Origin of the sequence: Azospirillum cavernae, assembly GCF_003590795.1 — a bacterium.
Classification (GTDB): domain Bacteria; phylum Pseudomonadota; class Alphaproteobacteria; order Azospirillales; family Azospirillaceae; genus Azospirillum; species Azospirillum cavernae.
The window spans coordinates 2,289,964-2,303,006 of record NZ_QYUL01000001.1 but is presented as its reverse complement, the minus strand read 5'-3'; the positions used below and the strand labels follow the sequence as shown (position 1 = coordinate 2,303,006).

General features: G+C 64.1%; 12 protein-coding genes. 10 read left to right on the top strand and 2 right to left on the bottom strand.

The window, feature by feature from the left end:
• Positions 1 to 11 precede the first annotated feature (11 nt).
• The 9 genes from D3877_RS10685 (at position 12) to D3877_RS10645 (ending at position 7,686) form a co-directional block, all read left to right on the top strand.
• Entirely contained in the window at positions 12 to 263 is a 252-nt protein-coding gene (locus D3877_RS10685) for a DUF1467 family protein (protein WP_119830560.1), read from the top strand.
• A gap of 583 nt (positions 264 to 846) precedes the next feature.
• On the top strand, positions 847 to 1,740 hold the full coding sequence (locus D3877_RS10680; RefSeq protein ID WP_119830559.1) for a hypothetical protein: 894 nt from the start codon (positions 847 to 849) through the stop codon (positions 1,738 to 1,740).
• A gap of 10 nt (positions 1,741 to 1,750) precedes the next feature.
• On the top strand, positions 1,751 to 2,173 hold the full coding sequence (locus D3877_RS10675) for a hypothetical protein (RefSeq protein ID WP_119830558.1): 423 nt from the start codon (positions 1,751 to 1,753) through the stop codon (positions 2,171 to 2,173).
• A gap of 125 nt (positions 2,174 to 2,298) precedes the next feature.
• On the top strand, positions 2,299 to 3,612 hold the full coding sequence (proS, locus tag D3877_RS10670; protein WP_119830557.1) for a proline--tRNA ligase: 1,314 nt from the start codon (positions 2,299 to 2,301) through the stop codon (positions 3,610 to 3,612).
• Between the two features lie 292 nt (positions 3,613 to 3,904).
• Positions 3,905 to 4,192, top strand: coding sequence for a hypothetical protein (locus tag D3877_RS10665; protein ID WP_119830556.1), 288 nt, complete (start codon positions 3,905 to 3,907; stop codon positions 4,190 to 4,192).
• A 1-nt stretch (position 4,193) separates the two neighbouring features.
• Positions 4,194 to 4,646, top strand: a complete 453-nt coding sequence (locus D3877_RS10660; RefSeq protein WP_119830555.1) for a hypothetical protein — start codon at positions 4,194 to 4,196, stop codon at positions 4,644 to 4,646.
• Between the two features lie 119 nt (positions 4,647 to 4,765).
• The gene (locus D3877_RS10655) at positions 4,766 to 6,013 is read left to right on the top strand and encodes a lipoprotein-releasing ABC transporter permease subunit (protein ID WP_119830554.1); all 1,248 of its coding nucleotides are present in this window, start codon (positions 4,766 to 4,768) and stop codon (positions 6,011 to 6,013) included.
• The gene (locus D3877_RS10650; protein ID WP_119830553.1) at positions 6,006 to 6,695 is read left to right on the top strand and encodes an ABC transporter ATP-binding protein; all 690 of its coding nucleotides are present in this window, start codon (positions 6,006 to 6,008) and stop codon (positions 6,693 to 6,695) included. The genes D3877_RS10655 and D3877_RS10650 overlap by 8 nt, the downstream gene beginning before the upstream one ends.
• Before the next feature lie 133 nt (positions 6,696 to 6,828).
• Positions 6,829 to 7,686: a dienelactone hydrolase family protein gene (locus D3877_RS10645; protein WP_119830552.1), complete on the top strand. Its 858-nt coding sequence runs from the start codon at positions 6,829 to 6,831 to the stop codon at positions 7,684 to 7,686.
• 45 nt (positions 7,687 to 7,731) lie between these two features.
• On the opposite strand, the gene D3877_RS10640 is transcribed toward D3877_RS10645, so the two are convergent.
• Positions 7,732 to 8,613 (bottom strand): EamA family transporter, encoded by an 882-nt coding sequence (locus tag D3877_RS10640; protein ID WP_119830551.1) that lies wholly within the window; start codon positions 8,611 to 8,613, stop codon positions 7,732 to 7,734.
• A gap of 65 nt (positions 8,614 to 8,678) precedes the next feature.
• Positions 8,679 to 9,254 (bottom strand): hypothetical protein, encoded by a 576-nt coding sequence (locus tag D3877_RS10635; protein WP_119830550.1) that lies wholly within the window; start codon positions 9,252 to 9,254, stop codon positions 8,679 to 8,681.
• A 150-nt stretch (positions 9,255 to 9,404) separates the two neighbouring features.
• Here D3877_RS10635 and dnaE point away from each other — a divergent pair, with 150 nt between their 5' ends.
• Positions 9,405 to 12,887, top strand: a complete 3,483-nt coding sequence (gene dnaE / locus D3877_RS10630; RefSeq protein ID WP_119830549.1) for a DNA polymerase III subunit alpha — start codon at positions 9,405 to 9,407, stop codon at positions 12,885 to 12,887.
• The last annotated feature ends 156 nt before the right edge of the window (positions 12,888 to 13,043 follow it).

The window sequence follows — 13,043 nt, the reverse complement described above, 5'->3', positions numbered from 1 at the left end:
AGGGGCGCGCGATGGACGGCTGGATCTCGGGCATTTTCGTCTACATCGTGGTCTGGTGGGTGGCGCTGTTCGCGGTGCTGCCTTGGGGCGTTCGCACACCGGACAACCCCGAACCCGGCATGGCGTCCAGCGCCCCTGTCGAACCACGCATGTTGCAAAAAGTCGTGGCGACGTCCGTGGTCGCCTTGGTGATCTGGCTGGTGATCTACGCCATCGGCCAGTCCGGCTTGGTGTCCTTCCGCGACATGATCAAGGACATGTGAGCGGTCACTCCCAGATTTTTACGGCCATCGCGGACGCCGTCGCCGAGGCGGCGCGCCGCCTGCTCCTATGACCGACCGCAGGGTTTGCGGTGGGGACCTTGAATCGCGGTCGGCCAACGGGATTTGGCGGCGGACGCGAGACAGGGCGGATTCGATTGATTGAAATTCAGGCAATACGCTGCGGTGCTTTTCATCATTCGATCAATGCGTCGGCAGAATCGCAAAAATATTAGGCACAGCGCCGATCTGCCTGTCTTTTCATCTTGCCAACCCGGCAGTGCAGGTTCACAGTTTCACATGTGATTGGAGGGAATAGCGATGTTTCCTCTTGTCCGACGCCTGGTGGCGATTCCTCCCTAAACTCAAAAGGCCGCGCCGCATCCGCCGCGCGGTCTTTTTTTGTCCGTTTCCGGTCAATTCCCCACGAATTCAACGGTTGGTTCCTTTCCGTTTGCGTTGCAGAAAACGTTAACGGTTTACTTGGTAATGTTGCTTCGATTACCACATGGTTAGCACGTGACCGGCGGAGCCGGGCGAGCAGCAACCACGCTCAGGCGCGGAAGGAAGGACAGTCGAGGCGTTCATGGCCGCGAACGAGAACGAGCGCTTTGACCAGTTCGCTGCGGTTTTGGCGACCGAGCTGTTGGAGCGAACCAAAAAATGCATGGAGCTTCTGGCCCCAGAGCTACAGCCATGCTCGAAATTGCCATTTATCCAGACGCCATCCTTCGTTGAATTTTACGCCGATTTGGTTCGTGTCGGCATTCTCCCGGTTGTTCTCAGCCGTCGTCCGGTTCGGGCGATTGTTGGTGACGTCGATTGGAAACGCGAAGGGCGGGAGTATTTGTTGACGGTGCTGGACGACCGTTCCAACGGCGTGTTCACCGCCTGGGATTTCGCCTGGGATTCGCTGTGGGACGAACGCAAGGTCAGCGCCGATTCCGGCGGCGGCGCCAACAAGGAAAAAAAGGGCTTCTTCAGCAGCCTGTTTGGTCGAAAGTCTCAGCCGAAGAAGGATCAGCGGTCAACGGAGGACGGCGAAATCGTGATGGCCGGGCTGCACAGCATGCTGACCGAGTTGGCTGACCGGCGGGGATTTCTGCCGCTGTTCCATGACGACGTCCGCATCCTCAAAGGCATGCCGCGCGTCAAACCGGGGCGTCTGGCCCAGGCCTGGAAGGAGATCAGCCAGTATCACCACCAGGAATTCTATCTGTCGGAGAAAGAGCAGGCCAAACCCGGCGTCACGTCGGAATGCTTGCAGAAGTGGCATTACAATTTGCCCGACAAGATCGGCGAGTTTCTGGTGCTGAAGGCCGCCGTGGATTTGGAGCATGTGAACAAGCCCTTCATCGGCAAATACATCCGCCAATCCGCCCGTACCCAGGAAGAGGCGGAAAAGGGCATGCCCTATTTGACGGTTTACTGGAAAACCATGTCGAATCCGGTGGTGGTTCAGCAAACCCACACCCTGTGAAGGAACGGCGATGACGCGCGTGGGCTTGATGGTGGGGGCGGGCCTTTTGGTCCTGTGCGGCGCGGCCCAGGCTCAGCAGGGGCGGGCAACCGTCGATCCGGCGCTGTGCCGCGCGCTCACCCGCCATCAACCGGCCCCGGACGTCGCCTACAAGCCAGGGGTGGACGTCAAGGGGCGGGCGGTGGCCCCCGCCGATCTGCCGGGGTCGGCGGGATCAAGCCTGTCCACCGAACGTTTCGAGATTCCGTTGACGCTGGATCTGGCGCGCCGCCTGGGGGTGAAGCTTCCCACCGCCGGGCTGCCAACGGCTGGGTTGCCCGGCGCCATGGAGATTGGCCGGATGACGCTGGACGGCGGGCGGCTGCTGTTGAACGGCCAACCCTTGGGCGGCGCGTCGGAGGCCGAACTCGTCGCGCTGTGCCGGGGGCGTTGACCCGCGCCTTTCCGGTCGCGCCGCAGTGGACAAGCGAGGGCGTCCTACCTAAAGTCGCCTTCCCGACCAGCGTTGCGGACCCGACGGCCCGCGCGACTCCGAACCTTGTACACGAGAGCAGAGCCATGCGGCTGTCCAGCTTCTTCATGCCGACCCTCAAGGAGACCCCGACCGAGGCGCAGATCGTCTCCCACCGCCTGATGCTGCGGGCCGGGATGATCCGCCAGACCAGCGCCGGGATTTACGCGTGGCTGCCGCTGGGCCATCGGGTGCTGAAGAAGATCGAGCAGATCGTCCGCGAGGAGCAGAACGCGGCGGGCGCCCAGGAATTGCTGATGCCGACCATCCAGTCGGCGGATCTGTGGCGCGAAAGCGGTCGCTACGACGATTACGGCAAGGAGATGCTGCGCATCACCGACCGCCACGACCGCGACATGCTGTTCGGCCCGACGAACGAGGAGATGATCACCGACATCTTCCGCACCTTCGTCAAAAGCTACCGTCAGTTGCCGCTGAACCTCTACCACATCCAGTGGAAGTTCCGTGACGAGATCCGCCCGCGCTTCGGCATCATGCGGGGCCGCGAGTTCCTGATGAAGGACGCCTATTCCTTCGACATCGATCCGGCCAGCGCCCGCCGGTCCTATCAGAAGATGTTCCTGGCGTATCTGCGCACCTTCGCCCGTCTGGGCTTGAAGGCGATCCCGATGCGCGCCGACACTGGCCCAATCGGCGGCGATCTCAGCCACGAGTTCATCATTCTGGCCGAAACCGGCGAAAGCGGCGTGTTCTGCCACAAGGATTGGATGGATCTGGACGTTCTGAAGAACGCGCCGGGCTTCGACGACGATCTGCAACCCTTCTTCGACGCGACGACGGCGATCTACGCGGCGACGGACGAGAAGCACGACGCGGCGAACTGCCCGGTGGGCGAGGCCGATCTGGTGTCGGCGCGCGGCATCGAAGTCGGCCACATTTTTAACTTCGGCACCAAATACTCCAAGCCGATGAACGCCGTGGTCGCGGGGCCGAACGGCGAGTCGATCCCGGTCGAAATGGGATCCTACGGCATTGGCGTGTCGCGCCTGATGGGCGCGATCATCGAGGCCAGCCACGACGACAACGGCATCATCTGGCCGGACTCGGTCGCTCCCTTCAACGTCGGCCTCATCAATCTGAAGGTCGGCGATTCCGAGACGGATCGCGTTTGCCTGGATCTGTACGGCAAGCTCCAGGCCGCCGGTCTGGACGTCGCCTACGACGACCGCGACGAACGTCCGGGCGCCAAATTCGCCGACATGGACCTGATTGGCGTGCCGTGGCAGTTGGTGGTCGGCCCGCGCGGCCTGAAGTCCGGCGTGGTCGAGTTGAAGCGCCGCGCCACCGGCGTGAAGGAAGAGCTGTCGGTCGACGCGGCGTTGGCCAAGCTGACCGCCTGAACAGCGTCCATTTTGGGATGACGCGAAGCGCCGGGGAAACCCGGCGCTTTTTTTCTGAGTCGGCGGCGGACTATGACGATTGGCCTGACGCGATCCATAACCTTCGTTTGGGTCGTCGATTGTTCGCGTATCGGTAGTGGTAATAATATCCTTTCAAAGGCATATTTACCCAAAATGCTTGACGGCGCCCCTCCTCTCGGGCACGCTTCCTAAGGTTTTTTCATGCGTGTGATTGGAAATATTCTGTCGCACGCTGGGAAGGCGACGCAATCCAGGAACGGGAGACACTGTCATGACCTTTGCCTTTTCCCCCATCGAGAATCAGCGCCTTACCCTTGCGGCGGCGAGCGCGGGCACCTACGCCTTGCCCAGCGTTGGCCGCAATGTTCGGATCGCCAACCTCGGCCCGTCGGACGCTCGGATCAAGTTCACCCAGTCTTTCGCGTCGACCACGGCCAACACGCTGACCATCATGGCCCGCACCGTTGAAATCTTTGATCGCAAGGACAACGCCTTTTTGACCGGCGTCGGCGTCAGCGGCGGCACGCTTCTCGACGTCACCACCGGCGAAGGCGAGTGACATGGGCTTGCGCGCGGTCGCCCAACCGCTTCCGGTCGTAAAGTCCTGGGGAAGTTATGGTCTGTCGGTAGACCAAACAGTCGGTCTGGGGGTAAACGGTCCGATTCGGTTTGACACGGTGACGGGGGGGAATCTTGGGATCTCCGCTTACACGATCACCTTGCCTCAAGGCCGGACGTTTCGTCTGATGTCGGCCTTGTCCTGGTCCTTTTCCACCGGCAACGCGGGCGCCCGGACCTCCTGGTACGACGTGACCGCAGGGACATGGATCGGGACTGAGGCGCAGCACATCCCCGGAACCAACACAACCCCGTGGACATCACAGCCGGTCAACCACGCCATCGTGAGCACGATGGCTGGAGCTGTGGCGGTGCAGCTTCGAATCAATGTGTCCAACAGCCCCAGCGGGGTTTTCAGGATCGCGTCTTTTGCCGAGGTGATGGAAATCGGGTGACAATGTCCGGTTCCAGAAGCCAGCCTTTGCGCGCGGCGGCAAGCTGTCCTATCTTCCCGGCGGTGAAGCACGATCTTCACCGCCGTTTTTTCCTGCCTGTTGGCCGCCGGGTATACCGCATGATCTTCAACGCTTTTGAACGCATGGTCGCGATGCGTTACCTCCGGGCGCGACGCCAGGAGGGGTTCATTTCGGTCATCGCGGGGTTCTCGCTGCTCGGCATCGCGCTGGGGGTGGCGACGCTCATCATCGTCATGTCGGTGATGAACGGCTTCCGCGCCGAATTGCTGGGCCGGGTGCTGGGGCTAAACGGGCATCTCAACGTCTACAACGTTCGGGGCGGGCCGTTGCCCGACTTCGACATTCTGACCAACCGTCTGCGCGAGACGCCCGGCGTCACCAACGTGACGCCGACGGTGGAGGGCCAAGCGCTGGTTTCGGTGCGCGGAATCGCTTCGGGCGCGGTGGTGCGTGGGGTGCGGCCCGAGGATTTTCGGGCGCGCCCGACGTTGGCGCGCGGCGTGGTGCGTGGTTCAGCGGAGGAGTTTGGCGAGGATCGCGTCGCGGTTGGCGCGCGGATGGCGCAGCGGTTGGGCCTGTCGGTCGGCGATTCGATCACGCTGATCGCGCCGCAAGGCAACGTCACCGCCTTTGGCACCGTGCCACGGATGCGCAGCTACCCCATCGGCGCGATCTTCGACATCGGCATGTATGAGTATGACAACAGCTTCATTTTCTTGCCGTTGGAGGAGGCGCAGGCCTTCTTCCGCACCGGCGACGCGGTGACGTCGTTGGAGGTGTTCGTTCAGGATCCCGTGCAGATCCGGGCGGCGCGCGACGCCGTGCAGTCGGTGGTCGCCGGGTCGGGGCGGGTGGTCGATTGGCAGCAGTCGAACTCCAGCTTCTTCACCGCCCTTCAGGTGGAGCGGAACGTGATGTTCCTGATCCTGTCGCTCATCATCATGGTGGCCGCCTTCAACATCATCTCCAGCCTCATCATGCTGGTGAAGGACAAGGGGCGCGACATCGCCATCCTGCGCACCATGGGGGCGACGCGGGGCATGATTATGCGGATCTTTTTCCTCTCCGGGGCCAGCATCGGGGTGACGGGAACCTTGCTTGGTCTGGGGCTGGGCGTGTCCTTCGCGTTGAACATCGAGACCATCCGGCAGGCGATCCAGGGGCTGACCGGCACCAACCTGTTTTCCGCCGAGATCTATTTCCTGTCGCAACTGCCCGCCAAGATTGACTGGAGCGAGGTGACGCAGGTGACGGTGATGGCGCTGGGCCTGTCCTTCGCCGCGACGATCTATCCGTCCTGGCGCGCCGCCCGGCTCGATCCGGTGGAGGCCCTGCGCTATGAGTGACGCCATGTTGGAGATGACGGGAATCGTCCGCCGCTTTGAGCAGGGCGGCGCGGTGCTGGAGGTGCTGCGCGGCGCCGATCTGGCGGTGCAACCGGGCGAGTTGGTGGCGCTGGTCGGCCCGTCGGGGGCGGGCAAATCAACCCTGCTGCAAATCGCCGGCCTGCTGGAGCGCCCGACCGAGGGCGTCGTCCGCATCGCCGGGGCCGACGTGTCGGATTTCGACGACGGCAAACGCACCGAGGTGCGGCGGCGCTCCATCGGTTTCGTCTACCAGTTTCACCATCTGTTGCCGGAATTCTCGGCGCAGGAAAACATCGTGCTGCCGCAGATGATCGCGGGCGTGTCCAAACGGCTGGCCAAGCAGCGGGCCGATGAACTGCTGCACATGGTCGGGCTGGACGCGCGGGGCAGCCACCGCCCGGCCCGCCTGTCCGGCGGCGAGCAGCAGCGCGTCGCCATCGCCCGCGCGTTGGCCAACGCCCCGTCCTTGCTGATCGCCGACGAGCCGACCGGCAACCTCGATCCTCACACGGCGGATCATGTCTTCGCCATGCTGACCGCCATCGTCCGTCAGGCGCGGGTCGGGGCGCTGGTGGCGACCCACAACATGGAGTTGGCCCGCCGGATGGACCGCATCCTGGAAATGCGCGACGGGATTTTGGTGGAGCAGACGGCGGCGTAAAAGCCGCTGTTGCTTCTGATTGTTGCGATCAGGGCCATTGCCAGACGGCGAACGCGTCCCCACTCTTGACCCCAGCCGATCAACGGGCCAGCCCGTCAATGGGCCGCAATCAACGGGGAAGGGGCGTTCCGTCATGGACCAGCGCATCATCGATCTCTACGACGAATACACCCACGCGCCGCTGGCGCGCCGGGTGTTTTTGGAGCGTCTGACCGCTCTGGTCGGCGGGGCCGCCGCCATTCCGGCGATTCTCGCCAGCATTGAGCCGAACTACGCCAACGCCGCCCTGGTGGCCGAGGATGACGGGCGGATCGCCGCCGCCAAAATCACCTATCCGGGCGCTGGCGGCGATGTGGCGGGCTATCTCGCCCGGCCCAAGGCGCTGGACAAGGCCCCCGCCGTCATCGTCATCCACGAAAACCGTGGGCTGAACGCCTATGTCGAGGATGTCGCCCGCCGTCTGGCCGCCGCCGGTTTCCTGGCCTTGGCCCCCGACCTGCTGTCGCCCTTGGGCGGCACGCCGTCCGATCCCGACAAGGCGCGCGACCTGATCGGCCAGCTTGACGCGGGCAAGACGGTGGCCAATCTGACGGCGACCGTCGCTTTCCTGGGCGCACACGCCAACGCGACCGGCAAGGTCGGGGCGGTCGGCTTTTGCTGGGGCGGCGGCATGGTCAACCGGCTGGCCATCGCAGCGCCGGACCTCAAGGCGGGCGTGGCGTTCTATGGGCCGACTCCCGATCTGACGGCGGTTGGCGGGATCAAGGCGGCGCTTCTGCTGCATTACGCCGGTCTTGACCAACGCATCAACGCCACGGTTCCGGCCTATGACGAGGCGTTGACCAAGGCGGGCGTCGCCCACCAAATCCACATGTATGACGGCGTGAACCACGCCTTCCACAACGACACCTCGGCGGAGCGTTACAACAAGGACGCCGCCGAACTGGCCTGGACCCGCAGCCTGGACTTTCTCAAGGCCAAGCTGGCGTGAGCGGTTGACGCGCCCCTCTCCCGCTGGCGCAGGAGAGGGAACGCGTCACGCCCTGGCGCGGGCCAGGGTTGGGAGTTTCAGAACGGACAGGGCGAGGCCACAGAAGACCAGAAGTCCGCCCAGAAGTTTGAGGGTGGAGAAGGTTTCGCCCAGCAGCAGCGCGCTGGAACTCATGCCGAAGATCGGCACCAGCAGCGAGAAGGGCGCGACCAAACTGGCTGGGTAATGCCGCATCAGGAAGCCCCACGCGGCGAAGCCGAACAGCGTCGCCCCCGCCGCGATGTAGACCAGCGCGCCGACTCCAAGCCAGCTCAAGGTGGCGAAGGCGTGGGCGATCCGGTCCGGCCCCTCGACCAGAAACGACAGAATCAGCAGGGGGATCGGCGGGATCAGGCTGACCCACATCATCATGCCGAACAGATCGGGGGCCTTGGCCCGCTTCATGATGATGTTCGACACGCCCCAGACGGCGGCGGCGGCGACGCAAAGCGCGAGGCCCAACAGCGAATCGCCCGCTGGCATTTCCGTCGCGATCACGCCGACCCCGGCAAAGGCGACGATCATGCCCAAGACCTGCTTGGGGCCGGGCCGGTCGCCCAAGACGAAGGCGGCGAAGATCGCGGTGAAAAAGGCCTGCGATTGCAGCACCAGCGAGGCCAACCCGGCGGGCATGCCGACGTCCATGCCGAGAAACAGCAGTGGAAATTTGACGACGCCCAGCGTCACGCCGATGCCGACGATGAAGCGCCAAGGCACCGGCGGCCCGCCGCGCAGGCCCAGAATCAGCAGGGGCAACGCGGCCAGGGCGAAGCGCAGGCTGGAGAAGAGAATCGGCGGAAAGTCGCGGAGGCCGACCTTGATCGCCACGAAGTTGAGGCCCCAGACGGCGGCGACCGCGACGGCCAAAAGGATGTGGGGAGTGCGCATTGTTCGGATGCTAGACAGGCACGCTGTTTCCCGTCAATCCGCGCCGACCCCGCGCGGCGCGCGGGTCAGGGATCCGCGTTCAGAATGCGGCATTCATCCGACGCGTTGATCGCCCAGGAGGTGCCGGTCAGCGCCATGGCCCCCAGATCGCCCAAGGTCGCGCTGCGGAAAATGACGCGCCGGTTGCGGGCGAAGGGATCCAACTCGTCCAGATAGCTTTTTGACGGGATGGCGACGTGGAGAGAGCCGTCCGGCAGGCCGCGCCCGCTGAGAGTCAGCTTGGCCCCCTGGTCGAAGCTGGCGGTCAACTCATACCGCTCGCCGGGCGTGGCGGGATGGCTGACGCCGGAAAGGACGAATCCCGATTCAGCGGCGGCGGTGCGGAAGACCATGCGCGGCCCGCTGTCGGCGGCGGCGTCGGGGTTGCGCGTCGCCTGACAAAAGGGCTTGCCGCCGTCGGGCTTTTGAATGGTCACGGTCCAACCCCGCCCGCTGCGGAAGGGGCGCTCCGGCCCGCTCGCCAAGCCGCTGACCGCCGGAGAGGCGGGCGGGGCGGTCGTGGTCTGGCACGCCGCCGTCGTCAGCAGGGCCGCCGACAGGGTGATCCATCCAACCGCTCGACCAAGGCGCAGCCGATCCATCGCGGCATCCTCCCCATCGTTCTTGGCGTTTCTATTGCTTGTGCATAGCACGAATGTAACCGGGGGGCGACCGCGCAGGCGGCGGGCGTGGAGATGGGGGCGGCGGCTGTGCTAGAACCCGTACACCCGTCCTGATCGCCCATGGTTGCCATGCCCCACGCCGACTTCGTCCATCTGCGCGTCCATTCCGCCTATTCGCTGTCGGAAGGCGCGATCAAGGTGAAGGAGCTTGTGAAGCTCTGTCAGAAGCAGCAGATGCCCGCCGTGGCGGTGACGGACACCGGCAACCTGTTCGGCGCGCTGGAATTCGCGCTGGCGGCGGCGGACAGCGGCGTTCAGCCGATCATCGGCACGGTGCTGGGCATCACCCGCGTCGGCCCGGCGGCGACCAAGCCCGGCCTGCCCGGCAAGGCGGCGTCAACCCCCGACCAACTCGTCCTGCTCTGCCAGAACGAGGAGGGCTACCGCAATCTGATGGTTCTGGTGTCGAAAGCCTTCCTGGAATCCGATCCGCTGGCCGGGCCGCAGGTGGCGTTGGACGCGCTGGAGGGGCATTCGGGCGGCTTGATCGCGCTGACCGGCGGCGTTGGCGGCTCGCTCGGGCGGTTGTTGGGCGAGGGGCAAAAGGATCTGGCGCTCAACGTGCTGGAGCGGCTGAAGCGGTTGTTTCCTGGACGGCTCTATGTCGAATTGCAGCGGCATGGCGCGCCCTTCGCCGCCAACGAGGACGCGATTGAACCGGCGCTGATCGATCTGGCCTACGCCCATGATTTGCCGCTGGTCGCTACCAACGACTGTTATTTCGCCACCGCCGACATGTATGAGGCGCACGACGCGCTGCTCTGCATCGCCGAGGGCGCCTACATCAGCCAGAGCGAGCGGCGGCGGCTGACCGTCGACCATCGTTTCAAATCCGCCGCCGAAATGCGGGAGCTGTTCGCCGATCTTCCGGAGGCGGTGGACAACACGCTGGTGATCGCGCGCCGCTGCTCCTATCTGCTGCGCCCGGTCAAGCCGATCCTGCCGCCCTTTGCCTGCGAAGGCGGGCGGACGGAGGATGACGAGCTGCGCGCCCAATCGCGCGCCGGGCTGGAGATGCGGCTGGAAAAGGCCGTCTACACCCCGTCGATGACGCCGGAACAGCGGGACGAAACCCGCAAGACGTATTTTGACCGGCTGGAATTCGAGCTGGACGTCATCGTCAACATGAAGTTCCCCGGCTATTTCCTGATCGTCGCCGACTTCATCAAATGGGCGAAAAATCAGGACATTCCGGTGGGGCCGGGCCGTGGGTCGGGCGCCGGGTCCGTCGTCGCCTGGGCGCTGACCATCACCGATCTGGATCCCCTGCGCTTCGGCCTGCTGTTCGAGCGGTTTTTGAATCCCGAGCGCGTCTCAATGCCCGACTTCGACATCGACTTTTGCCAGGATCGCCGCGAAGAGGTCATTCGCTACGTTCAGGACAAATACGGGTACGACCGCGTCGCCCAGATCATCACCTTTGGTAAGCTTCAGGCCCGCGCCGTGCTGCGCGACGTTGGACGCGTCTTGCAGATGCCTTATGGGCAGGTGGACAAGATCTGCAAGATGGTGCCGAACAACCCGGCCAACCCGGTCACGCTGCAACAGGCGCTGGACAGCGAAGAGATGCTGCGCGCCGCCCGCGACGGCGACGACACGGTGCGCCATCTGATCGACATCGCGCTGAAGCTGGAAGGGCTGTACCGCCACGCCTCCACCCACGCGGCGGGCGTGGTGATCGCCGACCGGCCCTTGCATGATCTGGTGCCGCTGTACCGCGATCCGCGTTCGGACATGCCCGTCACCCAGTTCAACATGAAGTATGTCGAACAGGCCGGGCTGGTGAAGTTCGATTTTCTGGGTTTGAAGACGCTGACCGTGCTGCAAGTGGCGGTCAATCTGATCCCGGAAAAACCCGATCTGACCATCGTGCCGCTGGACGACGAAAAGAGCTTCCAGCTTCTCAGCCGCGCCGAGGCGACGGGCGTGTTCCAGTTGGAAAGCTCCGGCATGCGCGACGTGCTGCGGCGGCTGAAGCCCAATCGGTTCGAGGACATCATCGCGCTGGTCTCGCTCTACCGACCCGGCCCGATGGACAACATCCCAAAATACATCCGGGTGAAGAACGGCGAGGAACCCGCCGATTACATGCATCCCTCCCTGGAAGGCATCCTGAAGGAAACCTTCGGGATCATGATCTACCAGGAGCAGGTGATGCAGATCGCCCAGGTGCTGTCCGGCTATTCGCTGGGCGGCGCCGATCTGCTGCGCCGGGCCATGGGCAAGAAGATCAAGGAGGAGATGGACGCCCAGCGGAAGATCTTCTGCGATGGGGCCGAACAGCGCGCGGTGAAGGCCGAACAGGCCAGCCTGATTTTCGATCAGGTGATGAAATTCGCCGGTTACGGCTTCAACAAATCCCACGCCGCCGCCTATGCGCTGGTCGCCTATCACACCGCTTATCTGAAGGCCAACCACCCGGTGGAGTTCATGGCGGCGTCGATGACGCTCGACCTTGGCAACACCGACAAGCTGAACATCTTCCGGCAGGAACTGGCCCGGCTGAAGGTCAAGCTGCTGACCCCCGACATCAACAAATCCGACGCGATCTTTGGCGTCGAACAATTGGGGGAGGGGGTGAAGGCGGTGCGCTACGCGCTGGCCGCCGTCAAGGGCGTGGGCGCCCCGGCCATGCGGGCGGTGGTGGAGGAGCGGCGGAAGAACGGCCCGTACAAGAGCCTGTTCGACTTCGCCCGCCGTCTGGATTTGAAGACGATCAACAAGCGGCAGCTTGAAAATCTGGCCTGCGCCGGGGCCTTCGACGGGCTGAACCCCAACCGGGCGCAGGTCCACGCCGCCCTGGAAACCATCATCCGCTACGCCCAGGCCGAAGCCGCCGAGCGCGACAGCGGCATCGGCAATCTGTTCGGCGGCGGGGGCGGCGGCTTGCCCGAACCGGACCTCCCCAAGGTCAAGGATTGGGAGCCGCTCGACAAGCTCAAGCATGAGTTCTCGGCCATCGGCTTTTACCTGTCGGCCCACCCGCTGGACGCCTATTCCGGTCCGCTGGGGCGGATGAAGGTGGTGCGCTCCGCCGATCTGGCGGTGGCGATGAAAAAGGGCGGCTCCACCCGCTACAAGATGGCGGGCATTATCGTTTCGAAGAAGGAAAAGACCTCGAAATCCGGGAATCGTTTCGCTTTCGTTGAGTTGTCCGACGCCACCGGCGGCTATGAGGTGACGCTGTTTTCGGAGATCCTGGCGGTCAACCGGGCGATGCTGGAGCCGGGAACCCCGGTGCTGCTGACCGTGGACGCCCAGTTGAACGGCGAAGAGGTCCGCCTGACCTGCCAGGAGATCAAACCGCTGGACGAGGCGGTGGCGTCGGTCAGCGCCGGTCTGCGCGTCGTCCTGCGCGACGAACGCCCGATCGAGGCGATGCGCGGCACCCTGGAGCGCCTGTCGCGCGGCAAGAGCAAGATCAACGTCCTGGTCGAAATCGAACCGCTGAAGGAGGTGGAGATCGAACTCCCCGGCTCCTACGCCATCACCGCGCAAAGCCGTTCCGCCTTGAAGGCGGTGCCGGGGGTGGTCGAGGTGGTGGAATTGTAACCCTTCGTCCGGCCAATCTTTTGATTGGTCTTTTCGTCGGCACGCGCTAAAGTGGCGTCATAGGGTGCGCTGATTGCGCTCCCAACGGCATAAACGAGCGGGCCAACGTCTTTCCGATGAAGCGACGCATGTCGCGGAGGAATGCGTTGGCCCCAT

Coding starts and splice junctions, on each gene's coding strand:
- D3877_RS10685 (WP_119830560.1), top strand. CDS start 12: ATGGACGGCTGGATCTCGGGCATTTTCGTCTACATCGTGGTCTGGTGG.
- D3877_RS10680 (WP_119830559.1), top strand. CDS start 847: ATGGCCGCGAACGAGAACGAGCGCTTTGACCAGTTCGCTGCGGTTTTG.
- D3877_RS10675 (WP_119830558.1), top strand. CDS start 1,751: ATGACGCGCGTGGGCTTGATGGTGGGGGCGGGCCTTTTGGTCCTGTGC.
- proS (WP_119830557.1), top strand. CDS start 2,299: ATGCGGCTGTCCAGCTTCTTCATGCCGACCCTCAAGGAGACCCCGACC.
- D3877_RS10665 (WP_119830556.1), top strand. CDS start 3,905: ATGACCTTTGCCTTTTCCCCCATCGAGAATCAGCGCCTTACCCTTGCG.
- D3877_RS10660 (WP_119830555.1), top strand. CDS start 4,194: ATGGGCTTGCGCGCGGTCGCCCAACCGCTTCCGGTCGTAAAGTCCTGG.
- D3877_RS10655 (WP_119830554.1), top strand. CDS start 4,766: ATGATCTTCAACGCTTTTGAACGCATGGTCGCGATGCGTTACCTCCGG.
- D3877_RS10650 (WP_119830553.1), top strand. CDS start 6,006: ATGAGTGACGCCATGTTGGAGATGACGGGAATCGTCCGCCGCTTTGAG.
- D3877_RS10645 (WP_119830552.1), top strand. CDS start 6,829: ATGGACCAGCGCATCATCGATCTCTACGACGAATACACCCACGCGCCG.
- D3877_RS10640 (WP_119830551.1), bottom strand. CDS start 8,613: ATGCGCACTCCCCACATCCTTTTGGCCGTCGCGGTCGCCGCCGTCTGG.
- D3877_RS10635 (WP_119830550.1), bottom strand. CDS start 9,254: ATGGATCGGCTGCGCCTTGGTCGAGCGGTTGGATGGATCACCCTGTCG.
- dnaE (WP_119830549.1), top strand. CDS start 9,405: ATGCCCCACGCCGACTTCGTCCATCTGCGCGTCCATTCCGCCTATTCG.